Consider the following 25,518-nt stretch of genomic DNA (forward strand, 5'->3'; position numbering starts at 1 on the left):
TCCGGCTCACCGTGCCGACATCGGGAGTCCGCCGTGTTCTGGAGAAGACTGCTCGTACCTGTGACCTCGCTCGTACTCGTGCTGACGGCTTCCGCCGGCGCGGGCGCGGCGGCAGCGCCCACCGGGGGCGGTGCCGAGGTGGCCGCGGCCGACTACGGCGCTCCCGGTCCCTACGCCACCGCGGTGGACGTCGGGGTCGTGACCACCCTCTACTACCCGCGCGACATCGCGACCAGCGGCCGCCGCCACCCCGTGATCGTGTGGGGAAACGGCACCTTCGCCTTCCCGGTCGTCTACCGGGACCTGCTGCTGCACTGGGCCAGTCAGGGCTTCATCGTCGCCGCCGCCAACACCCCCCAATCGAACCTCGGCGTCTCCATGCGCGCCGGCATCGACCTGCTCACCCTGCGCAACGCCGACCCCGGCAGCGCCTTCCACGACCGCGTCGACCTGGAACACGTCGGCGCGTCCGGTCACTCGCAGGGTGGGGCCGCCGCCATCGTCGGCGGCGCGGACCCGCGCATCGACACGATCCTGCCCATCCAGCCCGGGCCGCTCGCCGACATCGACCACGTGCGCGTACCCGCCCTCCTCCTGGCGGGGCAGAAGGACAGCATCGTCTTCCCCTTCCTGGTCAAGGCCTTCTACGACGACGCCGATCACATCCCGGCCGTCTACGGGGAACTCCGCGGCGCCGACCACTTCACCGTCGTGGGCGACCCCGGACCGTTCGCCGCACCCACCACGGCCTGGTTCAAGGCACACCTGATGGGTGACCAGGCCGCGCGCGCCCAGTACTTCGGGGCCGGCTGCGGGATCTGTACCGACAGCGGCACCTGGTCCGACGTCCGCCGCAACGGCCTCGCCACCCGGTGACCCGTCTCATCGCGACCACCGGGCAGGGCAGGGTCCGGGGCCGTTTCCACAACGGGATCGCCGCCTTCCTCGGCATCCCGTACGCGGCTGCGCCCTTCGGCCCCCACCGCTTCCGCGCTCCCGCCCCGGTCGAACCCTGGGAAGGGGTGCGGGACGCGCTGGAGTACGGGCACACCGCCCCCAAGCGCCCCTACCGTCCGCCCCTCGACCGGCTGATGCCCGGCCCCTGCATCGCCGGGGACGACTGTCTCAACCTCAACGTCTGTACGCCGTCCGTCGGCGAGGGCCGGCTGCCGGTCCTGGTCTGGATCCACGGTGGTTCCCTGCGCAACGGCTCCGCGAGCCTGCCGCTCTACGACGGGCGCGCGTTCGCGCGCGACGGTGTCGTCCTCGTCTCCGTCAACTACCGGCTCGGAGTGGAAGGGTTCGGGGTCTTTCCCGACGCGCCCGTCAACCGCGGTCTCCTCGACCAGATCGCAGCCCTGATCTGGGTCCGCGACAACATCGCCTCCTTCGGCGGAGACGCGTCGAACGTCACCGTGTGCGGCGAGTCCGCCGGGGCGATCAGCGTCGCGGCCCTCATGACCAGCCCCGCCGCGGCCGGGCTGCTGCGCCGGGCGATCCTGCAGAGCGGACCGCCGCACACGGTGTCGCGCCGCGAGGGCGCGAAGGCCGTGCGGTCGATGGCGAGGAGACTGCGGATCCCGGCCACCGCCGAGGCGTTCGCGGGCGTGGACCGGGACCTGCTGCTGGACACGCAGGCCTCGGTGGTGGGCCGGTCGGACCCCATCGGTGGCGGCCCCGGTTTCCACATCGTGGCCGACGGCGACGTGGTGCCCGCCGACCCGCCGCTTCCCGAGGCCGACCTGCTGCTGGGCTGCAACCGGGAGGAGTACCGGCTGTGGTTCGTACCCGGCGGAGCCGTGGACCGCGTCAGCCGGCTCACCCTGCGGCTGGCCTTGCTGAAGCTCCGTGTCCCCCAGCGGGTGGCTCGGCTGTACCGGGCCACCCGGCCGCACGCCACACCCGGTGAGATCCTGGGAGAGATGGCGACCGACCTGCTGCTGCGGGGGCCCCTCAACCGGCTCGCCGACTCCCGGCCCGCCCGCACCTTCCTCTACGAATTCGCCTGGCGCTCGCCCGTGATGGGGCTCGGTGCGTGCCATGCGCTGGAACTCGGCTTCGTCTTCGACAACCTGCGCGCCGCCGGGGACATGACCGGACCGGACGCGCCCCAGGCGCTGGCCGACGCCATGCACCGAGCCTGGGTCTCCTTCGCCGCCACGGGACATCCGGGCTGGCCGGGCTGGAACGCGGACCGGCCCGTCATGGTCTTCGACCACCCCGGCGTCGGCCCGGTCCTCGCGCCCCGGCACGAGGAACTCCGCGCCTGGCTCTGACCGATGACAGGTGTCATCCGGCGATGCCACGATGGTCCGCAGGCCCGGACAGGTCCCTGGCGACCAGCGCTGCCTGGAGCAGCCGCGCCTGCGCGGGAACCGCGAGGTCGAGGCCGGTCAGTGCGCTCACTCGCTGCAAACGGTAGTCCAGGGTGTTGCGGTGGACGCACAGCTCCGACGCTGTCCGGCGGCGGTTGAGCCCCCGCTCGACGAACACGCGCAGCGTCTCGAGCAGGAAGGGGTGCTCCTCCAGGGGGTCGAGTTTGGCCGCCAGGCGTACGAGGCCGTCCCCGGGGCGCGCGATCTGGTGCTCCAGCAGCACGTCGTCGAGGCGGTAGCACCCCGGTGGGCGTCCCAGGCGTCGTACGAGATCCAGCACGCGGCCGGCCTCCTGCGCCGCCGCCGGGACGGCCGCCGGCGCGTGGGAGCGGGCGGCGGCGGCCCACACGCCCTGCCCCATGTCCTTCTCCAGCCGAGCCACCAGGCCCGGGACGTCGGGCCTGCCCGGGAGCAGGGCGATCCAGGCGACGTGGTCCATCAGCACGGGAATCCCGGTGAAGGCGTCGAGCGAGGACTGCACCAGTCTCGTGGGCGGGTCGGACTCGAACGCGAAGGCCACCACCTCGTGCTCGCCCGCCACGGACACCCGCGCCGCGTCGGCCAGTTCCTCGTGGGGACGTCCCGCCAGCAGGGCTCCGAGCAGGGCCCGCCGGACCCGTTTGTCCTCGCTGTGGATGTCCTCCTGGGCGTTCTGGTGCGCGAGGACGACCGCGGGCAGAGCGGCGTGCAGGCAGCCGAGCAGCTTGCCGCCCGCTCCGGCCAGCCCACCGGGCTCCGCGACCTCGGTCAGAGTCTGCCACCACACCTCGGCGCCGATCAGGTACGCGGCGATCACCGCCTCGAGGGGAACGCGCTCCTCGGCCCGGCGCGCCGACCATTCGATGAGCCGGGTCAGGTCGCCCGGAGCCATCGGACTCCCGCCGCCCTCGCGCAGTGCCCTGAGCAGCAGCGCGTGCACCGCCGCGATGGAGCGCGCCACCTCTCCCTGGAGGGTGCGGCGGGGCAGGGCCCCGTAGAACGGCGCCTCCGCCGCGCAGCGCGCGACCACGACGGCGGTGAAGTCACCGGCCCGGGCGGTCATCCGGGCGTGCAGGTCCGTCATCGGCGCATCGTCACACCGGCCCGGCCGCGGCGTCAATCACGCGCCGGACCGGCGCAGCTCGCGCTTGAGCACCTTGCCGCTGGGCCCCAGGGGCAGCGCGGGAAGGAACCGTACGATCCGCGGGTACTTGTGCCGGCCCAGGCCCTCCCGGCTCCAGGCCACGAGCTCGTCCCCGGTGGCGTCGTGGCGCAGCACCACGACGGCGCAGATCTCCTCGCCCCGGGCCGGATCGGGCAGACCGACGACGGCGACCTCGGCGACGGCGGGGTGACGGGCGAGCACCTCTTCGACCTCGTGGGGGTAGACGTAGTAGCCGCCCCGGATGATGAGGTCCTTCTCGCGGTCGACGATGGTGAGGAAGCCGTCCTCGTCGCGCACAACCGGAGCGCCGCGGGGCGGCGGTCGTCGTCCGCTGCAGCCTCGGTGAGAGCGTGGTACATGGTCGGGACGCCCATGAACACGGTGACCCGCTCGTGGATCATGGCGTCCAGGGCGGTCGGTCCGCTGAAGCGGGGCAGCAGGACGAGGGTGGCACCGGCGCGCAGGGTGGCGTTCATCGCGCAGCTCTGACCGTAGCTGTGGAACAGCGGCAGACATCCCAGCACCGTGTCGCCGGGCGTCAGACCGAGCAGGTCCGGCCGCAGTGCCCCTCCGCTGACGAGCGCCTTCGCTCCGCTGTGCCGCATCACGTACTCCACCTCGTCGGCCACCAGCAGTGCGTGCACCGGGACCACGGTCGCGCCTGCCGCGAGCACCGCGTAGTAGGCGCGGAGGAAGTCCGCGGTGTTCGGCAGCAGCACCGCCACCCGGTCACCGTGTCCGATCCCGCGGGTCCGCAGGACGGCGGCGAAACCCAGGACCTCGTCCCAGAGCCGCGCGTAGGTGAGGCGCACCTCCCCCTCGACGACGGCGATGCGGTCCGGGTGGCGGTGGGCCGAGTCGGAGAGCAGGGTGGCGACGCTGAGCGGCACGGTGGCTCCTTCGTACGGGGGTAGCGGCAGGGCCAGAATCGGGGACGGGCCGATGGCGCGGCCATCTGCATCCGCACAGCGTTCGTACCGCAGCGTTGGGCACGGGCACCCGGGCTTCCGAGCGGACGGTGCATATGCCTAACCTGCGGCCATGAACGACGAGGAACGGGCGCTGCGCCGGCAGCTGGCGACAGCTCTGCTCGCGGACCTCGGCCGCCTTACCGACGCCCTGACGGCCGACATCCGCGCGCACAGCCCCTTCTACGCAGCCGGCCGGACCGTCTCCCACGCGGATCTGCGGACCACCTGCCGCCGCAACGTGGAGCTGGCCCTCAACGATTTCGGCGAGCTGCCGTCGAGCGGGCGCCACATCGAGGCCGCCGCCACCGAGACCGGACGGCTGCGCGCCGAGCAGGGTGTGCCGCTGGTCACCGTGCTCCATGCGTTCCGGCGCGGCGGCCGGGTCATCTGGCAGGCGCTGGCGGACCGGATGCGCGACCGGCCACCGGCACAGCAGCGGATGCTCGGCGACATCGCGGGCGCCCTGTGGGAAACCATCGACCGGTTCTCGTCCGCCATGGCGGACGCGTACGGGATCACCACCGTGGAGCTGCAGCACCGGGAGGACTCCCGGCGCGGCGCCCTCTTCGAGGCGTTGCTCGACGGGCGGGGCGGTGACCCGGCCGTGGCCGCCGCGGCGGCCACGGCCCTCGGGGTGCCGGCCCGCGACCTGTACGCCGTGGTCGTCATCGCCCAGGACCCGGCGTCGCCCGCCGAGCCGGGGCCCGCGCTGGAAGCCGCCGGGCTGTGGTCGTTCTGGCGGCCGCGCGCGGAGGTCCTCGCCGGCCTCGTACGGTTCGGCTCCGCCACACCCGAGGAGCTGACGCGGACCCTGCGCGGGGTGGTGCGCCGCGCGGCGGGGATCTCGCCGCCGTTCGAGGAACTGACCGGGGTCGACCGGGGGCTGCGGCTGGCGGGGCGTGCGCTCGCGACGCTCTCGCCGGGTGCCGGGGAGGTCGCGGCCCTCGACGACAGGTTGGCGCACGCCGCGCTCCGTGCCGACCCGGAGATCGCTCAACGCCTGGTGGGGCGCTATCTCGAGGGTGTCCTGCGCAGTGGTGCCGAACGGGCGGTGCTGCTGGACACGCTGCGGGTCTGGCTCGACGAGGGGTGTTCCGCCTCCCGTACCGCCGAGAGGCTCTACTGCCACCGCAATACGGTGCGGGGCCGGGTCGGACGAATCGCCGAACTCACCGGCTGGTCCGCGGAATCCGGCGAGGCCCGTCTCGGCTGGGCACTCGCCTTGCGGGCGCTGGGGGTATCGCCCTGAAGGCCGGGGCCGGGCACGGGCCCCGGACGCTTCAGCCGGTTTCCAGAGCCTTCTTGAGGTTGCGCAAGGTCGTGCCGATGTTCCTGCGCTGGAAATCGGCGAAGACGCTTCCGCCCGTCGCCACCCGGTCGAAGGCGTTCGCCACGAAGTCCGGCCACGACCGGCGGTCGTCGGTCCACGTCTCGGTCACCCGGGTCCCCTCCGGGACGGGCTCGAAGCGGTACTCCCACGTGGCGATGGGGCCCGGCAGCCGCGGCCGCGTGACACCGATGGCATGTACCCGGAACCGGAACAACCTGTCCGGCTCGAGTGCCGTCACGGTGCAGCGGGTGGTCCAGCGGAAGGCACCGCGTTTGTTCCGCCCGTCGAAGACCATCCCGACGCTCGGTTCCGGGGCACCCCCGTGCACGATGGCACCGAGGTTCTCCGGGCTCCAGTCCCCCATCCGCGCGGGATCGGATACGCGCCGGTAGACCTCTGCGGGACCGACATGGACGACGATGCTGTCGGACACCGTCAGCGTACGAGGCATGGTTCTCCTTTCAACAGGTCAGACGCTACCGCCCTGCCTCACCCCGTGGCTACCCCTCGGTAACTTCAAGACCTGAGGCACCGTTCGCCGGGAGTCCCGCACCGCCAGGACAGCGGCTTCGGACGCGAGGGTGAACATCAGGACGCCCGCCTACCCGTATCGGCGCAGTTCGTGGAAGAAGCCGTCGATGACGTTCAGTTGCCCGGTGCGGGCTGCCTCGTCGTAGACGTGTTTGCCGACGGCGAGGTCGAGTACGCCCAGGCCGAAGGGTGAGAACACCACCGGCCGGTCTTGCGGCAGTACCGCACGGCCGGTCGTGACGTCGTGCAGTGTGCCGGTGAGGAAGTCTCGGTTCCCCGTGAGCTGTTCGGCCAGGTGGGGCGAGGTGTCGGCCTTCAGGCAGTGCTCGATGTCGTCGACGACGTTGGCCGAGGCGAGCAGGATTTCGGGGGCGAGGTCGCGCAGTGACACGTGCAGGACCAGGGGGTTGTGGTCGAACCATGCCGGGTCGGTGACGTGTGGCCGGCTGGCGACGGTGGCGAAGACGAGCAGGTCGCTGGAGCGGATCAGCTGCTCGGGGCTGTCGTGCACCGTGATCCGGGTGGCCGCGGGGGTGTCTTGGAGGTAGCTGCGGAAGCCGGAGGCGCTGTCGGCGGAGACGTCGTACACGCCGATCTCGTCGAAGGACCAGCCGGTCGCGGTCAGGAAGGTATGGATGTAGCGGGCGATGAGGCCTGTTCCGAAGAATCCGACGCGGGCCGGTCGTGTCCGGCGGCCCTGGCTGAGCCTGCCGGCCGCTGATGCGGCCATCGCGGCCGTTCGGGTGGCGCTGATGATGGAGCTCTCCAGGCAGGCGAACGGGTAGCCGGTGTCGTGGTCGTTGAGGATCAGAACGGCCGATGCCCTGGGGATGCCGGCCTGCACGTTGTCGGGGAAGCTGGAGATCCACTTGAGGCCGTCCACCGGCGCCTGTCCGCCGATCGAAGCGGGCAGCGCGATGATGCGGGCGGTCGGGCGGTCCGGGAAGCGCAGGAAGTACGAGGGCGGGTTCACCGACTCCCCCACGGCGTGGAGATGGTAGGTGGCCTCGATCAGCTCCATGATCTGCTGTTCCTGACCCTGAAGGGTGTGCTGGACCTGGGCTCCTGGGATCACGGCGAACGGGGGCACCGTGATCGGGGGCACGGCGAGCGGCGCCGGCCCTGCGTTCGGTTCGGGCATCGGGGACTGCGCGGCAGCGGGACGGACCGTGGTCATCGGGTGCTCCCTTCGGGGGCCGCGGCGGGTGCGGGCGGGAAAGAGGCCGGGGGCCGTGGTGCGGCCATGGCGACGAGGACATCGCGCGGCGGCTCGAAGGGTTCCCTGCTGTGGGCGGTGCGGATGTTGTCGATGAGCATCAGGTCGCCCGACTGCCACGGCTCGCGGACGGTGTGCTCGTCGTAGACCGTGTTGATCAGGTGGACCACGTCCTCGCCGATCGGTTCGCCGTCTCCGAAGAAGGTGTTGAACGGCAGGGCTTCGGGGCCGTAGACGTCGACGAGGTACTCCCGTACCTCGGGTGCCAGCGTCCACTCGTTGAGGAACGCGATCTGGTTGAACCAGCGGCGCCTGCCGGTGGCCGGGTCGCGCACCACGGCCGGGCGGCGCTGGCGGGTGCGCAAGGCGCCGTCGGCTTGCCAGGCGAACTCGACGGCGTTGGCGCGGCAGTAGCTCTCGACGGCCGCCCGGTCGTCGGTGCCGAACGCCTCGGTCCAGGAGGCGCCGATGTCGTCGTTGTAGGTGCGGGTGAGCAGCCAGCCGTGCTGCTCGAACCGCTGGACGAGTTCCGGCGGCAGTGCCTCCAGGACGGTGGCGGAATCCGCGAGGGCGGTGGCTCCGCCCGTGGTGGGTGCCGTCAGACAGGCGAGCAGCAGCAGACCGGGAGGGCTGTGGGTGTAGCTGAGCTCGTGGTGCATGCACATGGGCTGGTTGGCCGGCCAGGCCGTGGAGGAGTACACGCCGGGGGCGTACGCCTGACGGGGGGCGAAGGCTTCGGTGTCGGTCATCAGGGCGGGGGTCAATCGGCCGAAGACGGAGGCGACCTGCCCCGTGTCGCACAGGGCGAGCCCCCGGACGAGTACGGCGCCGTGCTCGGTGACGAGGCCGTGCAGGGTGTGGCGGTGCTCGGCCGCCCAGGCCGGTAGACCGGCCTGGTCGGGGGTCGGAACACGCAGGATCGGGGGCTTGCCCGGGCACAGGTCCGCTCGGGGCACGGACGCGGAGGTGAGCACGGGGCCGGGGCTCATCGGGGCGGAGCTGGTGAATGACATGGTCTCTGTCCTTTCCGTGACGGTGAGGAGGACGCCGGCGATCAGGGGGAAGCCGGCTGTGCGACGGGGCGCTGGTGGGATGCGGTGTCCAGGAACCTGGCCAGATCGATGAGGACGGGGTGTCGTACGACGTCTGCCGGGGACACGGCGCGGTCCAGGGTGATGGCGAGTTTCACGGCCGACAGGGAGGTGCCGCCTCGGTCGAAGAAGTTGTCGCGCCGGTCGATCCGGCCCTGCGGAATGCCGAGCGCGCTCGCCCACGCGGCCGCCATCCGCTGTTCGGCGGGCGTACGAGGCGCCTGGACATCGTCCTCGGTGGCGTGAAGCCGCGCGGCCAGGGCCGTCAGGGCTTTCCGGTCGATCTTGCTGTTGGGGGTCAGCGGGAGGCTTTCCTGCCAGTGGATGGCCGAGGGGACCATGTACCCGGGCAGTGACGTGCCCAGCCGGTCCAGCAGGATGCTGGTTTCGAGCGGGTACGGGGCGGTGTAGAACGCCACCAGGTGGGTGCTGTGGTCGGGCCGTTCGGTGACCACGACGGCGCTGTCGCGGACCCCGGGTGCTCGTAGCAGGGTGTTTTCGATCTCGCCGGTCTCTATGCGGAAACCACGGATCTTGACCTGGTTGTCGCGGCGGCCCAGGAACTCCAGCTTGCCGTCGGGCCGCCAGCGGCCGACGTCGCCGCTGCGGTACAGCCGCTCGCCCTCACGGTGTGGATCGGCGAGGTACGTCGGCCGCGTGCGCTCGGCGTCGTTGACGTAGCCGCGGCCGACGCAGACCCCGGAGAAGGCGATCAGGCCGGGCGCGCCCAGGGGCACCGGGTTGAGGTGCTCGTCGACGACGTAGAGGCGCACGTTGTTGACGGGCCGGCCCAGCGGGACCCGGTCGGCGTCCGGTGCGCGGTCCATGACCTCGTGGTTGGTGTCGTCGCTGGTCTCGGTCAGGCCGTAGGCGTTGACGAGTTTGATGTGGGGCTGGGCGGTGAACCAGCGCTGGGCGAGTTCCTTCTTCAGTGCCTCGCCCGTGACCGACACGTACCGCAGGTGCGGCAGCGCCCGGGGGTGCTGCTCGAGATGGGACACGACGACGTCGAGGTAGGAGGGGACGACCTGCAACACGGTGACCTGGCCTCGGGCAACGGTGTCGACGAACCGTGCGGCATCGAGGATCGTTTCCTGCTCGATCAGCAGGGTCCGCCCGCCGGCCAGCAGCGGGGCGAGCAGTTGCCACAGCGAGATGTCGAAACACTGGGGCGCGGTCTGGGCCACCACCTGCCCTTCGCCGATCTCGAGGTCGTCGATCTTGGCGTAGAGGTGGTTGAGCATGCCCTGGTGTTCGCACATCGCACCCTTGGGCTCACCCGTCGAGCCGGAGGTGAAGTAGATGTAGGCCAGCTGGTCCGGTGTGACGTCGATACCGAGATCGGTCCCGGCATGCTCCTCGCCGTAAGCGGTGTCGACGAACAGCGTCCGGACCTCGGGCCGGGAGGCCAAGGCCGGCTGGAGGGTGGCGGTGGCGGCCGGTTCTGTGATCACGAGCCCGCATCCGGCACGGGCCAGCATGGCTTCGATGCGTTCGGCCGGCAGATGCGGCTCGATGGGCAGGTACGCACCGCCGGCTTTGAAGACGGCCAGGACGGCGGCCAGCCAGTCCAGGTTCCTCTCCATCGCCACGGCAACCACCCCTTCATGGCGGAGTCCTTGGGCCCGCAGGGCGCGGGCCAGCCGGTTGGCGCGGGTGTTGAGCTCCTGGTAGCTCCACCTCCGGTTGCCGTGCTGGGCCGCCACGGCGTCGGGATGCCGCCGTACACGCTGTTCGAACAGCTCGTGCACCCGGTATTCGGGCAGGTCCCGGCGCGGCCCGGCGAGGCCATGGAGCTGGAAACGGAGCTCTTCTGCCGACACCAGGCTCTGACCTGCGTGATCGGCATCCGGGTCAGCGGCCATCGAGGCGAGCGCGGTCAGGTGGTATCCGGCGATCCGGGCGGCGCAGTCCGCGTCGAGGACGTCGGTGCGGTAGCGCAGCCGCAGCGTCAGCCGTCCGTCGTCGTGGTGGGCGATGCCCGTCCACAGGGCCGTGCCGGCGGCCAGGGTGCTGCTGTCCGGGGCCGGGTCGGCGCCGGCCTCTGCGTCAGGGCGGTCGCCGCCGAGGCCGGTGGGGTCGAGTACGGTCTCGAAGGGTGGTTCGGTCAGGCCCGGTTCGCTCCTGAGGTCATCGACGGGGAAGTCCTGGTCGGCCAGGAATCGCGCGAGGGCGTGGTGGGTGTGCCGCAGCAGGGTCCGCCATGAGCCGGGGCCGGCCGTCAGTCCGCACGGCAGGGGGCGGCCACCGGAAGCGGCTACGTAACCGGTGGTGACCTCCTGCTCGCCGCTCAGCGCGGCCAGCACCTTCGCGTGCGCGGTCAGCAGCACACAGTCCAGCGACACCCCCAGGTCGTCTGCCAGCCGGCGCAATGCCGTCGCCCGGCCGGCCGGGACCTGCGCCTCGTACTCGGCCACGCCCGCGACCGGCGCCGGGGTCCAGCGCGGAAGGGGCGCGAAGCCGCTGCCGGCGGCCAGGACGCCGTGCCAGAACTCTCTACTGGTGGATGCGTTGAGCTCCATGAGGGGTCTCTCCTGTCTGGTAGCGATGTGGGTTGGCGTCAGACGCCACCGAGCGGGTTCGGGTGCGGGGCGCGGCGCCGGACGGCTGCGCCGGCGGCGGTGCGGGTGGCGGGGTGGGTGGCGGGGTGTAGTCCGGCAGCTGTCGGGCCGGGTTTCCCGCCCACCGGGCCCCCTGTGGGGCCTGCTCGCCTTTCATGAGGAAGGAATCGCAGGCGAGCTGGACACGGTCTGCCAACGTCACGCCGTAGTGGACGAGCGCGCCGACACCGAGGGTGCAGCCGTCACCGATCGTGGTGCGGTCGGACTTGAAGGCGCCGTCCTCCTGCGAGTGGCACTGGATCACCGTGCCCGCGTTCAACGTGCAGTCGTCCCCGATGGTGACGAGGCTCCGCTCGGGGAAGAAGCAGCCGTCGTCGAAGACCCGCTTGCCGATCCGCGCGCCCAGCAACCGCCAGACGAGGTTCTTGAACGGAGTCCCGTCGAAGAACTGGACGTAATCGACCGACGCCATCTTCCAGAAGCGCTCGTGCCGCCAGAACGACGGCTCGTAGATCGAGCAGTACAGAGGCTTCTGCGCCTTGAACCCGGTGACGGCCCGTTCGAGCAGCGCGAAGTAGACGACGCTGAACAGCAGCGTGAGGACACCGGCCAGCGCGAACGCCGACGCTCCTAGCGAGGGGTAGAGGGTGGTGGCGCCCAGGGCGAGAAGGGTCACGGCGAAGACGTGGATCCACCGCGCCATCAGGTACAGCCCCGCCGTGACGGCATTGTGCCGGTTCTTGGCAGCCAGGCGCCGACGCAGCTCGCCACCGCTCTCCAGCTCCTGGAACCGGGTGTCCCGCATCACCGTGCGCGGAATGGCGAAGGGGGGCGAGCCCAGCAGGCCCACGTTCTCCCGTACCTCTCCGTCGACCGGGACCATCACCTTCGTCGCCAGCAGACAGTTGTCACCGGTCCTGGCCCGCGAGGGGTAGGCAATGTGGTTGCCGAGGAAACTGCGGGCTCCGATCGAGACCCGGGACAGCCTGAATGACGTGTTGGAGAATTCGGCGTTGATGACGGACAGGCCGTCGGCGACCATCGTCCTGCTGCCCACCGAGGTCAAGAACGGGTTGTCGTGCTTCACTTCGCTACCGAAGTTCGAACCGGTCTGTGTGACACGGAACAGGTCGTAGCCGAGGTAGCGCAGGTAGTGGACGATCGCGGAGCTGTCGCCGAACAGTCCCGTGAAGAACTTCCTGTTGGTCAGCAGCGCGATGGCCCGCTGCAGACCGTAGTGGAAGCCGTAGAGCGGATAGACCGTGTCCGGCTTGACCGCCAGATGGAGCAGGCGCGGCACCACGCCCTGGATGACCAGCGCGGCGAAGGCGGCTCCGAAGAACAGCACGAAGGACGCGGCCAGCACACCCAGGTAGAACCTCCCGGTGGCGAACGCCGAAGTCCCGTCCTGAGACATTGTGTTCAGCTGTGACAGCGGGGCCAGCAGCACTGTGACACAGCCGGCGGCCAGCGGCAGATGCACCAGCATCAGGGCGAGCAGCTGTCCGACGGTGTAACGGAGCTTCCTGGCGGTGGAGCCGTCGACGGCACCGACCGTGCGGAAGTCCGTACCGGTGGGCTCGGCCGGTGACCCGTGCCAGCGCTCGCCCGCGGGGACGCTCTGACCGGCGTGCAGGCTGGAGGCGTGCCCGAGCTGGGCCCGGTCGCCCATCGAGGTGTTGATGTCGAGGACGGTCTGCTCACTGACGTGGACGTTGCGGCCGAGGGTGACGGGGCCGGTCTGGATGAGACCGTCGTGCGCCCGGTAGCAGGAGAGGAACGCATCCTTGCGGACCACGGTTCCGTCACCGATCGTGAGCAGATCGACGCAGACAGGGACATGCGTGGAGAAGATCGCGACATCGCGCCCGATCTTCGCGCCCAGCGCCCTGAGATACGCCGAATACAACGGCGACCCGGTGAACAGACGGACAGGACTCGTGCGGATCAAGGTTTTGACCAGCCACCAGCGTACGTAGCCGAGGGTCCAGACGGAAAACTCGCGGCTCGTGAAACGACCGATGAGGGTCCACTTCGCCACGATCGGCACCCCGCACAGGCCGGCAAAGCCGACACTGCCCAGCAGTACGGATCGCAGGTAGACATCGAGCACGCCGGAGCCGGCGCCGACCCACTCGAAGCCTCGGACCGTGGCCAGGGCGGCGAGGTAGGAGTAGCCGAGGAACACCAGGAACTGCAGCATTCCGCACAGCAGGTACTGCCCTGTGCCCGCCCGCGCCGCCATCCTGCGCACCGAAGCGGACACCGGCGTTGATGCCTGAGTTGATGCCTGGATTGATGCCGGTCCCGTGGTCACGGGCCCAGCGGATACGGGCGTCGAGGCTGCGGGCACGGTGTGAGTGGAAGCAGGGGCCTGGGGCGCGACGCGGGTGAGCGCCGAGGCCAGGCCGTTGGCCGTGGGATACCGGTAGACGTCCTTCATCGATACAGGCGGCAGGTCGGCCCGCTTCCTGACCCGGGCACAGAACCCGGCCATCACCAGCGAATCGGCACCCAGATCATCAAAGAAGTTGCTGTCACCCGGCACCTGCTCCACACCCACGGCCTCGGCAAGCACCTCCGCGAGGAGCCGCGCGGTCTCGGCCGCCGGGCTGCCGGCCGTGCCGGGCGGGCAGGACGTCCAGGCATCGGTGGATTCTTCTAGCATGGGCACTCCTCGACGATGTTCCGGGCGCCGCGGACCGCGGCGGTCGGCACCCGCCGGTCACGCGAGCGGATTCGTGATGCCGCCCCTCCAGTAGGCCCGGCAGGGGCATATCCGTCATGCCGCTGGATTTCGTAACTTGACGCCCCGTGCTTGCGGCGGTAGGCGGCCGCCGGTGCCGGTCTTCACCCCTTGCTTTTTCGCGCATGCCGGGCGCATCCGCCCTCACCGGCCTGGATCAAGCCCGCCCGGCCCCTATCCCTGATCGTGGCCGATGTCAAGCCACGACATCCGGTGGCATGACAGAGCCGCGCTCAGCCCGCGTACTGGAGGAGTCCCGAAGACGTGGCACCAGGCGACACCTTCCCCGAGCCGCCCCCACAGGAGCCGGCGGTACCAGACGGCGCCGTGGGCGCATGCGAGGAGGCAACCATGCCGGTCATATCCGCCCCCCAGGATTTCAACCAGGACGACCTCTACGTCGACCTCGAGGCCGTCACCGGGCACCGGCTGTTCCTCAAATGCGAAGGATTCAACTTCGCGGGGTCCATCAAGCTCAAAGCCGCAACCGCGATGGTCGAGGCCGCCGAAAGCGACGGCCTGCTCACCCCTGGATCCATTCTGGTGGAATCCTCCTCCGGCAACCTCGGAGTGGCGCTGAGCATGATCGCAGCGAGCAAGGGCTACCGGTTCGTATGCGTGACCGACTCCCGCTGCAACCTGGCGACCCGGCTGCTCCTGGAGACCCTCGGCAGCCAGGTCCACATCGTCACCGAGCCCTCCCCCACCGGCGGACTGCTCGGCGCCCGCATCGACCACGTCCGCGCCCTGTGCGCCTCCGACGACCGCTACGTATGGCTCAACCAGTACACCAACCCCAACAACCACAGCGCTCACTACCGGATCACCGCACCGGCCATCGCCCGCGCCTTCCCTGACCTCGATGTCCTCTTCATCGGGGCCGGCACCACCGGGACCCTGATGGGGTGCGCCCGCTACTTCCGCACCTGGCACCGCCCGGTACGCATCGTCGCGATCGATCCAGAGGGCTCCGCCACCTTTGGACACACGTCCGGTCGCCGCATGATCCCCGGCCTCGGCACCAGCATCCGCCCCCCGCTCCTCGACACCTCCTACGTGGACGAGGTGGTACACGTCAACGAAGCCGAGACGATTCGCACGTGCCACCAACTGGCCCGCCACGGCTTCGTCTTCGGCGGCTCAACCGGAACTGTCGTCAAGGGAGCCACCCAATGGCTGGCCCAGCGGGAACAGCAGGTGACCGCGGTCGCCATCGCCCCCGACCTCGGCGAGCGCTACCTCGACACCGTCTACCAGACCAGCTGGGTGCAGGACCTCTACGGCGAGGACGTGCTCCAGCCCCAGCCCGCCACCGCCGCCAGCCCGACGGGCTGACCCACCGAGCGCTCCCCGGCCACACACCCCGAGGCCCCGCGGCCACTCACAGCGAGGTACTGATTGAGCCGGCCGGCTGGGGCGTGTCGGCACCGACGGGCCGAGGCGGCCCGGCCGGCTCGGCCCGTGGTTCCGGGCATCACCCGGGACGAGCTCGTCGAGATCGTTCGCAGACTCCTGACGGCCTCTCCTGAGAGCGACTACTACCTGCGGCTCCTGGAAGCGAACGTGTCGCATCCCCGGGTGAGCGCCTGGTCTTCCACCCCTCGGGCAGCCTTCCGGGCGCGCCAGCGGAGCAGATTGTCGATGAGGCCCTGAAGTACCGGCCGATCGCGCTCTGAGTCGCGGGATCATCTGGCCGTGGCCTGCTGTTCGGCGCGGGCGCGGGTGGTGGTGAGGCGGTAGGAGTCGGCGGTGCACCGCACACTCCGAGCGTGCGCGGAGAAGGGCTCCGGAGGCGGTAGGGTCCCCGCCAAGCCCGCTGGAGCCGGTACGCCGCGCCACCCGGCGTCGTCGCGCGGCAGTCGGAATGAGGACCTGCGCGTGTGAACCGGCCTGTGGGTCCTTCGGCTACGGCACTCGGAAAGTATGATCGAGCAATGTCTGACATGATCGAAACCACGCCCGGCTGGCTGACCACGGACGAACTCGAAGTGGCCAGGGCCCAGATGCCGATCCTGTACGTGACAGCGGTTCCTGTGCGCGTGGACGAGAGCGGCGAAGTCACCAGCATCGGACTACTGCTGCGCATCGGCCCGGACGGAACGGTCAGCCGGACCCTCGTGTCCGGACGCGTCCTGCACCACGAGCGGGTCCGTGACGCGCTGTTGCGCCATCTGGAGAAGGACCTCGGGCCCGTGGCTCTGCCCCGTGTCCCCGCATCCCTCCAGCCCTTCACCGTCGCCGAGTACTTCCCCACCGCCGGCATCACCGCCTATCACGACCCCCGCCAGCACGCGGTGTCGCTGGCCTACGTCGTCCCGGTGGCCGGCGACTGCCGGCCCCGGCAGGACGCACTGAACCTGGTCTGGTTCAGCCCCCAGGAGGCCGCCGACCTCGCCGTCAACAACGAGATGCCCGGCGGCCACGGCGTACTGCTGAAGCAGGCACTCGCGCACACAGGACACACCTACTGAGAGCCTCGTAGATACCGCAGACGCAAAGCCTGCGCCGACCGGATCCCGACGGGGTCGCACACGTAGCCGGTGAAGATCGCTAGGGGCGCTCCGCCAGGAGCGCCCCTCCATGGCCCCGGCCCTGACGGACACCGGCACTGACACTCCGCTACGCCTTCTGACCCCGTCCGGCACCTTCTGGTGAAGGGCTGCCGTCGACTAGCGTGAAGTGGTGGACGATCTGCGCCTGTCTCACGAGCATCTGCCCGGCGACGTCACGCACGTGATCGCGGAGGGTGAACTGGACGTCTTCACCCACCCCCTGTTCCGTGAGTTCTCCACCGAACTCATCATCCTCGGACACGTGTGGCAGCTCGTCGACCTGACCGGGGTCGACTTCATGGACACGTCCGGCGTCGCCGTCCTCCACGGTGCGCACAAGCGGGCGTCCGCTCATGGCGGCGCGGTGGCGGTCGTCTGCCACGAGGACGGCCCGGGCAAGCCCCTCCGCGTCATCCGGTTGAGCCGATGGGGGCCCACCCACGAAACCGTGGAGCGCGCCTTGGAGGTGCTGGCCCGGGCACGCTCGGAATTCGAAGCCGGCTGACGAACCGCTTCACCGTGCGCCACGGAGCAGGGCGACGGTGAAGACCCGCAACTCGCGCAGCAGGCCCAGGACGTGCGTGTCACGGGACGGGCGGAAGGGAAGGACGAGCAGTGCGGGCAAGCACGCCACCGTCACCAGCAGGAGGACCGGCAGCAGCAGGACGGTCACGAGGACGGTGCGCAGCGTCGAGACGGTGGCTCGGGAGCCCAGGGACAGCAGCAGGGTGGTGAGCACGGTGACCTCCTGGTGGGTGCGGGGCGGCGGACGTCGGTGACGAGCCGTGAGACCCACCGTGCGGCCGGGCCTGAGGGCCGGGACGGGTGGCGATCGGTGGCGACGGGAGGGGCCCGCGGCCGCGCTGTCGGCAGGACGACGGCGAGGAGGTGCGATGGAAGGCGACGAGTGCCGAAAGGGTGAGGGACGTGGGAACCGGGAGCGGGGATCGGGGGACGGAGGGGCGCGACGGCCCGTCCGGAAGTGGTGACGGCCCCACCACGGCCGCCACCTCCGCCACCGCCGCCCGGTCGGCCGTACGCAGGCCGCGGCCGGTGCCCGTGCCGCGCTTGCCGCCGGGGCCGTTGCGCACCCTCAAGCTGCGGCTGCACACCCTCTACCGGGCCGCCGGTGCGCCCTCCGTCGTGGGGATCGCCGAGCGGGTCGCGCAGGACGACGAGTTGCCCGGCGCGCCGTCCAAGGACACGGTGCACCGGCTGCTCGGCAGTGCCCAGTTGGCCTCCCTGGAGGACACGGTCTCGGTGGCCGCGGTCCTCGCCTCCGCGGCCGGCGAGGACCGGGCGGCCGTGGACGCCGAGATCCGGGCCCTGTGGGTGCGGGCGGGGCTGGAGCGGGGGACGACGCTCCGTACCGCCGGCCGCTGGGACCCGCTGTGGCTCGGGGTGCATCCGGCACCGGACCCGGACGGCTCCGGTGACGGACCCCTGCCCGCGTACCTGGAACGCCCGCACGACGTGACGCTGCGCCGACGGCTGGGGCATGCCGCGCAGTCCGGAACCACGGTGTTCGTCCTGCTCGTCGGCCGGTCGGCGACGGGGAAGACCCGGGCCGCCTGGGAGGCCGTACGGGAAGTGCTGCCCGACTGGCCGGTGCTTTTCCCGTCCGACGCCCGGGAGTTGGCCGCGTGGACGGCGCAGAACGGCATCGACGGACGGACGGTGCTGTGGCTCGACGAGACCCAGCGCTACCTGTCGGGGGCGGACGGCGAGGAGGCTGCGCGCGCGGTGCTGCGGCTGATGGAGGAGGTCGCTCCGCTCGCGGTGGTGGGCACGATCTGGCCCGAGCACCTGCGGCGGCTGACCGAGGGAAGCCGGGACCGGTGGGGGCCCGGTCCTGAAACGGGGCCCGGGGCGGGGCCGGGTGCGGGGCACCACGTCCGCGCCCTGCTCAGCGGGCGGCACACGGTCGTCGACGTCCCGGACTCCTTGCCGGCGCGGCTTCCGGGGCTGACGGGTGCCGCGGCCCGGGATCCGCGGGTGGCCGCGGCCCTGCGGGCGGCCGGTTCCGGCGGTCGGATGCTGCAGCACCTCACTTCCGGCCCGGCTCTGGTGGGGCGGTGGGAGAGCGGGCCGGACCACTGGTTCAGTGCCGCCGAGTACGCCGTACTGACCGCGGCCCTGGACGCACGGCGGCTGGGGCACGCGAGCGCGGTTCCGGCCCGGTTCCTCAGTGAGGCGGCGGCCGGGTTCCTGGACGCGCGGGCCCGGGCCACGGCCGGCCCGGACTGGTTCGCGGCGGCGGTGGAATCGCTGACCACGGCGCACGGCGGCGTTCCCGCCGCGCTGATCGCCGAACGGCACCGCCCGGGGGTGGGCGCCCCGGACGGCTACCGGCCCGACGACTACCTCGATCAGCACGCCCGCAGGGTCCGGGCGCTCAGCGTGCCACCGGCCGGATTCTGGGAGGCGGCCCGCTGGGCGCGGACCGGAGACGACGCCCACGCCCTGGCCACGGCCGCGGCGGAGCGGCGGCGTTACGGCGTCGCGCTGTCCCTGTACGAGCGGGCGGCGGAGCTCGGTTCGGGGCGGGCCCGGGCAGCCTGGGCGGTACTGCGCGAGATCACCGACGGTCCCGGGGCGGCCGAGGCCGTCGCGGCCGGAGACCCGAGCGCGTGGGCGGCGCTGGCCGCGTCCCGTGAGGACGCGTCGGGACCGGCCGCCGCCGAAGCCGCGTACGCGCGGGCCGCCGGGCTCGGTGACGCGTGGAGCTGGGCGGCGCTGGCCAGGATCCGGGAATCCGGTGACGGAGCCGGTGACGCAGCCGGGGACGCGGTCGCCGAGGCGGCCACTGCCGCCGGTCACACGCTGGTCTGGCGTGTGCTCGGCCGGATCCGGGAGGTACGCGGCGACCTGCCCGGGGCACGGCGGGCCCTCGAACGGGCCGAGGCCCTGGGGGACGTCTGGGGAGCGATGGGCCTGGCCCGGATCATGGAACGCGATGGCGGCCGTGCCGAGGCGGTCCGCCACGCCGAGCGGGCCGCCGCGGCCGGGGTGACGGCCGCGCACCCGCTCCTCGTACGGCTCCACTGGAACGGCGACGACCGTCCGGCGGCGCGGGAGGCGGCACGCCTCGGAGCCGCCGCGGGGGACGCCGAGGGGTGGGCCGTCCTCGCCAGGCTGCGGGAGGCGGACGGCGACCCGGCCGGGGCGGCGGCCGCCTACCGTGCGGCCGCCGGCCTGGGGATGTCGTCCGCCTGGTCCCGGTTGGCCCTGATGGCCGAGCGGACGAAGGACCGGCCGGCGGCCGAGGAGTGGGCCGCCCTGGCGGCCCGAACCGGTGACGCCGACGCGTGGACGGCGCTCGCGGAGCTACGGCAGTCCCGGCGCGACCCGCCGGGTGCCGATCACGCGGCTCGGGAGGCGGCCCTCGCGGGCAGCGTGGAGGCCTGGACCGGCCTCGCCCGGGCGCGCGAGCTGGAGGGGGATCCGGACGCCGCGGAGGCGGCCGCCGACGGCGCCGCCGCGTACGGATCACCGCTGGCCTGGGGCGCTCTGTCGCGGATGCGTGAACGCGCCGGGGACCGTCCCGGCTCCGGACGGGCCGTGCGGCGCGCGGTGGACCTGGGCGCGATCGAGGCCTGGACGGCACTGGGCCGGGTGCGCGAGGACGGCGGCGACACGGCGGGTGCCGAGCGCTGCTACCTGCGCGGGGCGGCGGCCGGTGACACGGCCGCGCTCGCGGCGCTGGGACCGCTTCTGGCCGGCTCCGGACGCGTGGCCGAGGCGCGGGAGGCCTACCGGCACGCCGTCGACGCGGGTCGTCCCGAGGCATGGGAGGGCCTGTTGTCGGCACTCGCCACGCTCCCGCCGCGCCCGTCCGGCACCCGCCCGACGTCCCGGCTCCGCCGCGTCGGCCTGCCCGTCACGAGCCGTTTCCTGAGTCAGGAGCCCCCGTACGACCCTGCGGCGGGCCATGGGGTGCCGTGAGCGCGGTGCGGGCGCTGGTGGTCCGGCCGTGGTGATCGACCCGCAGGGTGACGTGTGAGCCCGTCGGGCGTTGTTCCTGGCATGGACGAGACCGTGGACCTCCTGGACGTGCTGCTCGACGGGGTGACCGAGCCGCGCCTGAAACTGATCAGCAAGGACGAGGCGCGCGCGTTGATGGTGCTCCTCGGGCTGCTCGAGGACACGGAGCCGCCCGAGGACGTACGCCGGGCGGTCGTCGAGATGCGGGTACGGATCGGATCCCGCCTCGGCTGACCGGCGCCCGCGCCGGCGTGTGCCGGAGCGGCGCCTACGGGGTGGGCCTACGGGGTGGGCCTACGATGTGGGCGGCTGGGTGAGGCGCAGCCAGGCGGTGAGCGCGGCCTGCAGTTCGAGCACGGCCGGCCGGTCGAGGGCTTCGGCGGTCCGGCCGACACGCAGGGTGACGGCCCGGGGTGTGACGCTCCAGCCCACGGCGAGGCGTTCGGGCGATGTGATCGCGGTGCCGTGGGCGAGGGTGCGCAGCATGGCTTCGATCCGGGGAGGGACGGGTGACCGGCGGGGCCGCCAGGTGACGTTCCGCGGCCGGACGGGCAGGCCGAGTGCGGTGCGGAAATCGTCGACGGCCGCGTCCAGGGACTGCTCCGTGTGGGGCGCGGTCCCGATGAAGGCGTCGGTCAGCTCGGGGTGGCGCCGGGCAGCTCGTGGGTTCTCCTTCAGGGGCAGGGGCTGCTCCTCCACGTCCAGGCGTACGCACGCCGGCGCGATGAGCACCTCCGTGTAGCCCCGCTCCGTGGCCGTGACGTGGTGGTCCCGAAGGCTGCTGATGGGGCCGGTCAGGATGTGTTCGCCCTTCCTCCAGGACAGGTCGGGGTGGAGATGTCGCAGCGGCAGTTTCGGCAGATCCAGCTTGGACGGCTGCCCGTACAGCCCGTGGGAGCGGTGCAGCACGCCGGACTCCGTGAGGAGAACGGTCACCTGCCTCCCGGTGACGGCACGGCCCAGCCGGAACCCCACCGCGATCATCGGCATCAGCCACCTCTCCGTCGCCACCGCCCACCGCTCGGAACGGCCTTACGACGGTAGCCGGGAAGCCCGCCGCGGTACCGGCGAATCCGGCAACGGAACACCCGCGCACGAGTGCGCACTCGCGCACGGCCCGAAGGGTGTGCGCTCGGCGAGCTGCCTGCGCCACTACGCTCGCGGGCTCAACCCGGCACCTGGATGGAGGCACCCCGCACATGAGCGTGACCCGGCACTCCTCGCGTCGGATCCTGCTCATCGGCGGAGGAGCCGGCTCAGGGAAGACCGCCCTGGCTAGCGCCCTCGCCGACCTGGTGCCCGACGCAGCGCCGGTCCACCTGGACTCCTGCCACCACAGCGACCCCGACCTGGCCACGTCACGCCGGAGCTGAACGACACATCGCTGAAGGTCACAGCAGCGACGGGTCCGGTTCCTGCGGGGCCTTGCCTGGCGGATTGACGCCCTCCGTCAACCGTTGCGAAACGGTCATGGACCGGTCATCGGCGCCCCCGCAATACTGCGAGCACACCGCGGTGTCTTCTTCCCGTCGGTGATCGCTTGTCTTTCAGGGGGAATTGACGTGCGTACACCTCGTATTCGGAGTTCGGGGGCGGCCGTTTCGGCGGCCGTCGCCGCCATCGCGCTCGCGGCGGGTCTCACCACACCCGTCGCCGCCGCACCCACGACCGGCAGTTCGGACGGACCGGTGGGTCAACAGCCCGCCGGGCAGGGGTTCACCCAACTGAACCTGATCACCGGGGACAAGGTCACCGTGGACCCCGAAGGCCGCCCCGTCGGCTTCGCCCCGGCCAAGGGCCGGGAGAAGATACCCGTGTCGGTCCGCCGGGACGAAGGCGGCAGCAGCCTCGTCCCGCTCGATGCCCGGCAGCTGATCGAGTCGGGCCGGCTCGATCCCCGCCTCTTCGACCTCACCGAACTCTCCCGCCCCGAATACCACAAGGCCCGAGGCGACCAACTGAAGCTCATCGTGCGCTACGACGGCTCCGCCCCGGCCGCCAAGTCCGCCCTGCGTTCCACCGACGGCGTGCGCGTGGATCGTACGTACGGCCTGCTCGACGCCGAGGCCGTGACCGCCTCCCCGGTGAGTGCCGCCGCGCTCTGGGTCGGGCTCACCGGCCGGCAGGGCGGCGCCGCCCGCCTGGCCGCCCCCTACGGCATCGCCTCCGTCTGGCTCGACGGCATCCGCACCGCCAGTCTGGACAGGAGCACGCGTCAGATCGGCGCCGACAAGGCCTGGGCCGCCGGCTACGACGGCACCGGCGTGAAGATAGCCGTCCTCGACACCGGCATCGACACGGGCCACCCCGACCTCGCCGGCCAGGTCGTCGCCGCCGCGGACTTCTCCGAATCGGGCAGCACCGCGGACCGGTACGGCCACGGCACCCACGTCGCCTCGATCGCCGCCGGTACGGGGGCCAAGTCGGGAGGGAAGTACAAGGGCGTCGCGCCGGGAGCCAAACTGCTCAACGGCAAGGTTCTGGGCGACGAAGGCTACGGCAGCGACTCCGGCATCCTGGCCGGCATCGAGTGGGCCGTCGCGCAGGGCGCCCAGGTGGTCAACCTGAGCCTCGGCGGGCCCGATGCCCCCGAGACCGACCCGGTCGAAGCCGCCGTGAACAAGCTCTCCGCCGACAAGGGCGTCCTCTTCGCCGTCGCCGCCGGCAACGACGGAAAGTCCGGACCGGGCACCATCGACTCCCCCGGCAGCGCCGACGCCGCCCTCACCGTGGGCGCCGTCGACAAGTCCGACCGCCTCGCCGACTTCTCCGGCACCGGCCCCCGCGCCGGTGACGGCGCCGTCAAACCCGACGTCACGGCCCCGGGCGTGGGCATCACCGCGGCCGCCGCCGTCGGCAGCGCCATCGAACAGCGCGTCGGCCAGAACCCGGTCGGCTACCTCCCCCTTTCCGGCACCTCCATGGCCGCGCCGCACGCGGCCGGCGCCGCCGCCCTGCTCAAGCAGCAGCACCCGAAGTGGACCGGCGCGCAGATCAAGGGCATCCTCACCGGCTCCGCCGAGCCCGGCCCCTACAACGCCTTCCAGCAAGGCACCGGCCGCATCTCGGTCGGCCAGGCCCTCGGCCAGTCCGTGGTCGCCGAACCCCTCGCACTGGCCTTCGCCAACGCACTGTGGCCGCACGAGGACGACGCCCCCGTCACCCGGAAGGTCACCTACCGCAACCTGGGCACCGCTCCGGTCACCCTGAAGCTGTCCGTCACCGCCACCGGCCCCGACGGGAAGCCCGCTCCGGCCGGCTTCCTCGCCTTCGCCCGGCCGAGCGTCACCGTCCCCGCCGGCAAGACCGCGTCGGTGGACCTCACCCTGAACACCCGGCTCGGCGGCTCCGTCAACGGCCGGTACACCGGGCACGCGGTGGCGACCGCGGCCGGGCAGAGCGTCCGTACGGCGATCGTCGCCGATCGCGAGGTCGAGTCGTACGCGCTGACCATCCGCCACATCGGCCGGGACGGCAAGCGGCCGGCCATCTACGCCAGCAACCTCCAGGGCGTGAGCGGGCTGGCCACCGGCAGGAGCTTCAGCAACCACGAGGGCTCCGGCTCCCAGACCATCCGCGTCCCCAAGGGCAGCTACATGCTCGACTCGCACCTCATGGCCGACCCGGAGATTGGCGAGGAGGCCCTCGACTGGATCTCCCAGCCCCGCCTCGACATCACCCGCGACACCACGGTCACGGTCGATGCCCGCACCACGAAGCCGGTGGACATCACGGTGCCCTCGGACACGGCCGTCACCGGGTTCATCACCCCCAGCTACGAGCTGCGCGTCGGCGACGTCGGCTACACCTTCGGATGGTGGCTCTGGTCCGGAATCCCGCTGCGCACCCACGGCCAGGGTCCCGAGCCGGCCACCGGAAACACTCTGACCCAGCGGTGGGACAAGCACGCGGTGTCCGAAACCGAGGAGTACCACACCACGCTCGGCGGCCCGGTGCGCACCCTGGCCACCGGCTACACCCGCCATCTGAAGGCCTCCGACCTGGCCACCGTCACCGTCGATCACGGCTCCTCGGCCCCTGACAAGGTGGGCATCGTACGGGCGGTCGGCCGGCTGCCGGGCAACGACGGCCCGAGCTCCATGTGGCAGCCGCGGCTCCTGCCGACCACGGTCACGCTGCACCTCTCCTCGGTCGACGGCGTGAAGTGGGCGCTGTCCGCCTCCCAGTTCGGCCTGGACGAGAACAGCAACGAGGTCGCGGAGACCTCGTACGCCGTCGAACGCGCCTACCCGGGCGGCCGCACCTACCAGGAACGCTTCAACACCGCTGCCGCCGGGCCCCTGGTGAACACCGCGGCGGGACTCGGGCTCTACCGCAAGGGCGACAAGATCTGGGGCACGCTGCCGCTGCTCGCGGACGGCGCCGGGCACGACGGGACCGGCTTCCACGCCAAGGGCAGGACCGTGCTCTACCGCAACGGGGTCGTCGTCGGCAACCAGGCATCCGAGCTCCGCGACGCCAAGCGCTTCTCGGTCGCCCCCGGCGAGGCCTCCTACAAGCTGGTGGCCTCTGCCACCCAGTCCGGGACCGTCAGCCGCACCTCGTCGAAGGTGACCGCTACCTGGTGGTTCCGCTCCGGCACGACCGCGACGGGCACCCCGGCCCAACTGCCCGCCTCCGTCGTCCGGTTCGCTCCCGCGACACGTCTGGACGGGACCGTCAACGGGGGCCACCCGTTCCGCGTCCCCGTCACCGTCCTGGGCCCGGCGGCCGGGAAGGGACTGAAGTCCCTGACCGTGTCCGTCTCCTACGACGACGGCTACACCTGGCAGACCCTGCCGGTCCAGGACGGGGCGGTCATCACGCAGACCCCGCCGTCCGGCGGCCACGCCTCCCTGCGCGGCACGGTGGTCGACACGGCGGGCAACAAATCCGAGGTCACGGTGCTGCGCGCGTACCTGACCGACTGACCTGTCCCCGTACGGCATGACGAACCCGGAGGCCTTCGCCTCCGGGTTTCGTCATGCGGCGTCAAGAAGGACGGCCAGGCTCCGGA

General features: G+C 71.8%; 18 protein-coding genes and 1 pseudogene. 10 read left to right on the forward strand and 9 right to left on the reverse strand.

All coding sequences use genetic code 11. From position 1 onward, the window contains the following. Positions 1-33 precede the first annotated feature (33 nt). Both OG435_RS01935 and OG435_RS01940 read left to right on the forward strand, forming a co-directional pair. A complete protein-coding gene (locus OG435_RS01935; RefSeq protein WP_266874940.1) occupies positions 34-876 on the forward strand; it encodes an alpha/beta hydrolase family protein in 843 nt (280 codons plus the stop codon). Then, positions 873-2,276 (forward strand): carboxylesterase/lipase family protein, encoded by a 1,404-nt coding sequence (locus OG435_RS01940; protein WP_266874942.1) that lies wholly within the window; start codon positions 873-875, stop codon positions 2,274-2,276. The genes OG435_RS01935 and OG435_RS01940 overlap by 4 nt, the downstream gene beginning before the upstream one ends. A gap of 13 nt (positions 2,277-2,289) precedes the next feature. Here the strand turns inward: OG435_RS01940 and OG435_RS01945 are convergent, their stop codons facing one another. Next, entirely contained in the window at positions 2,290-3,438 is a 1,149-nt protein-coding gene (locus OG435_RS01945) for a PucR family transcriptional regulator (RefSeq protein WP_266874943.1), read from the reverse strand. Positions 3,439-3,474: 36 nt separating this feature from the next. Further along, positions 3,475-4,331 (reverse strand): annotated as a pseudogene (locus OG435_RS01950) (class I adenylate-forming enzyme family protein). A 229-nt stretch (positions 4,332-4,560) separates the two neighbouring features. On the opposite strand from OG435_RS01950, the gene OG435_RS01955 reads away from it, so the two are divergent. After that, a complete protein-coding gene (locus OG435_RS01955) occupies positions 4,561-5,739 on the forward strand; it encodes a PucR family transcriptional regulator (protein ID WP_266874944.1) in 1,179 nt (392 codons plus the stop codon). 31 nt (positions 5,740-5,770) lie between these two features. Here the strand turns inward: OG435_RS01955 and OG435_RS01960 are convergent, their stop codons facing one another. From OG435_RS01960 to OG435_RS01980, 5 genes are all read right to left on the reverse strand, one after another. Beyond that, positions 5,771-6,271 carry an SRPBCC family protein gene (locus OG435_RS01960; RefSeq protein ID WP_266874945.1) on the reverse strand — a complete coding sequence of 167 codons (501 nt, stop codon included), beginning with the start codon at positions 6,269-6,271 and terminating at the stop codon, positions 5,771-5,773. A gap of 150 nt (positions 6,272-6,421) precedes the next feature. Continuing rightward, positions 6,422-7,492 (reverse strand): 2,3-diaminopropionate biosynthesis protein SbnB, encoded by a 1,071-nt coding sequence (sbnB, locus tag OG435_RS01965; protein ID WP_266881498.1) that lies wholly within the window; start codon positions 7,490-7,492, stop codon positions 6,422-6,424. Positions 7,493-7,524: 32 nt separating this feature from the next. Further along, positions 7,525-8,556, reverse strand: a complete 1,032-nt coding sequence (locus tag OG435_RS01970; RefSeq protein WP_266881499.1) for a TauD/TfdA family dioxygenase — start codon at positions 8,554-8,556, stop codon at positions 7,525-7,527. A 65-nt stretch (positions 8,557-8,621) separates the two neighbouring features. Next, positions 8,622-11,180: a non-ribosomal peptide synthetase gene (locus OG435_RS01975; protein ID WP_266874946.1), complete on the reverse strand. Its 2,559-nt coding sequence runs from the start codon at positions 11,178-11,180 to the stop codon at positions 8,622-8,624. Next, entirely contained in the window at positions 11,155-13,887 is a 2,733-nt protein-coding gene (locus OG435_RS01980; RefSeq protein WP_266874947.1) for a Pls/PosA family non-ribosomal peptide synthetase, read from the reverse strand. Before OG435_RS01980 ends, OG435_RS01975 begins: the two co-directional genes overlap by 26 nt. Before the next feature lie 429 nt (positions 13,888-14,316). Between OG435_RS01980 and sbnA the strand changes: the two genes are divergently transcribed. The 3 genes from sbnA to OG435_RS01995 all read left to right on the forward strand — a co-directional run bounded on the left by sbnA (position 14,317) and on the right by OG435_RS01995 (position 17,022). After that, positions 14,317-15,300, forward strand: coding sequence for a 2,3-diaminopropionate biosynthesis protein SbnA (gene sbnA, locus OG435_RS01985; protein ID WP_266874948.1), 984 nt, complete (start codon positions 14,317-14,319; stop codon positions 15,298-15,300). 599 nt (positions 15,301-15,899) lie between these two features. After that, positions 15,900-16,436 carry an NUDIX hydrolase family protein gene (locus OG435_RS01990; protein ID WP_266874949.1) on the forward strand — a complete coding sequence of 179 codons (537 nt, stop codon included), beginning with the start codon at positions 15,900-15,902 and terminating at the stop codon, positions 16,434-16,436. A 211-nt stretch (positions 16,437-16,647) separates the two neighbouring features. Next, entirely contained in the window at positions 16,648-17,022 is a 375-nt protein-coding gene (locus OG435_RS01995; protein ID WP_266874950.1) for an STAS domain-containing protein, read from the forward strand. Between the two features lie 9 nt (positions 17,023-17,031). Here the strand turns inward: OG435_RS01995 and OG435_RS02000 are convergent, their stop codons facing one another. Then, on the reverse strand, positions 17,032-17,256 hold the full coding sequence (locus OG435_RS02000; RefSeq protein WP_266874951.1) for a hypothetical protein: 225 nt from the start codon (positions 17,254-17,256) through the stop codon (positions 17,032-17,034). A 188-nt stretch (positions 17,257-17,444) separates the two neighbouring features. Between OG435_RS02000 and OG435_RS02005 the strand changes: the two genes are divergently transcribed. Together OG435_RS02005 and OG435_RS02010 are read left to right on the forward strand one after the other, a co-directional pair. Next, positions 17,445-20,462, forward strand: a complete 3,018-nt coding sequence (locus OG435_RS02005; protein ID WP_266874952.1) for a hypothetical protein — start codon at positions 17,445-17,447, stop codon at positions 20,460-20,462. An 81-nt stretch (positions 20,463-20,543) separates the two neighbouring features. Further along, entirely contained in the window at positions 20,544-20,735 is a 192-nt protein-coding gene (locus OG435_RS02010) for a hypothetical protein (protein WP_266874953.1), read from the forward strand. A 60-nt stretch (positions 20,736-20,795) separates the two neighbouring features. Here the strand turns inward: OG435_RS02010 and OG435_RS02015 are convergent, their stop codons facing one another. Further along, positions 20,796-21,491 carry a hypothetical protein gene (locus OG435_RS02015; RefSeq protein ID WP_266874954.1) on the reverse strand — a complete coding sequence of 232 codons (696 nt, stop codon included), beginning with the start codon at positions 21,489-21,491 and terminating at the stop codon, positions 20,796-20,798. A gap of 209 nt (positions 21,492-21,700) precedes the next feature. Here OG435_RS02015 and OG435_RS02020 point away from each other — a divergent pair, with 209 nt between their 5' ends. Both OG435_RS02020 and OG435_RS02025 read left to right on the forward strand, forming a co-directional pair. Continuing rightward, positions 21,701-21,874, forward strand: coding sequence for a hypothetical protein (locus OG435_RS02020; RefSeq protein ID WP_266874955.1), 174 nt, complete (start codon positions 21,701-21,703; stop codon positions 21,872-21,874). A 189-nt stretch (positions 21,875-22,063) separates the two neighbouring features. Further along, positions 22,064-25,432, forward strand: coding sequence for a S8 family peptidase (locus OG435_RS02025; protein WP_266874956.1), 3,369 nt, complete (start codon positions 22,064-22,066; stop codon positions 25,430-25,432). Positions 25,433-25,518 lie beyond the last annotated feature (86 nt).

This window comes from Streptomyces sp. NBC_01264 (assembly GCF_026340675.1).
Classification (GTDB): Bacteria; Actinomycetota; Actinomycetes; order Streptomycetales; family Streptomycetaceae; genus Streptomyces.

Coding starts and splice junctions, on each gene's coding strand:
- OG435_RS01945 (WP_266874943.1), bottom strand. CDS start 3,438: ATGACGGACCTGCACGCCCGGATGACCGCCCGGGCCGGTGACTTCACC.
- OG435_RS01955 (WP_266874944.1), top strand. CDS start 4,561: ATGAACGACGAGGAACGGGCGCTGCGCCGGCAGCTGGCGACAGCTCTG.
- OG435_RS01960 (WP_266874945.1), bottom strand. CDS start 6,271: ATGCCTCGTACGCTGACGGTGTCCGACAGCATCGTCGTCCATGTCGGT.
- sbnB (WP_266881498.1), bottom strand. CDS start 7,492: ATGCCCGAACCGAACGCAGGGCCGGCGCCGCTCGCCGTGCCCCCGATC.
- OG435_RS01970 (WP_266881499.1), bottom strand. CDS start 8,556: ATGAGCCCCGGCCCCGTGCTCACCTCCGCGTCCGTGCCCCGAGCGGAC.
- OG435_RS01975 (WP_266874946.1), bottom strand. CDS start 11,180: ATGGAGCTCAACGCATCCACCAGTAGAGAGTTCTGGCACGGCGTCCTG.
- OG435_RS01980 (WP_266874947.1), bottom strand. CDS start 13,887: ATGCTAGAAGAATCCACCGATGCCTGGACGTCCTGCCCGCCCGGCACG.
- sbnA (WP_266874948.1), top strand. CDS start 14,317: ATGCCGGTCATATCCGCCCCCCAGGATTTCAACCAGGACGACCTCTAC.
- OG435_RS01990 (WP_266874949.1), top strand. CDS start 15,900: ATGTCTGACATGATCGAAACCACGCCCGGCTGGCTGACCACGGACGAA.
- OG435_RS02010 (WP_266874953.1), top strand. CDS start 20,544: ATGGACGAGACCGTGGACCTCCTGGACGTGCTGCTCGACGGGGTGACC.
- OG435_RS02015 (WP_266874954.1), bottom strand. CDS start 21,491: ATGCCGATGATCGCGGTGGGGTTCCGGCTGGGCCGTGCCGTCACCGGG.
- OG435_RS02020 (WP_266874955.1), top strand. CDS start 21,701: ATGAGCGTGACCCGGCACTCCTCGCGTCGGATCCTGCTCATCGGCGGA.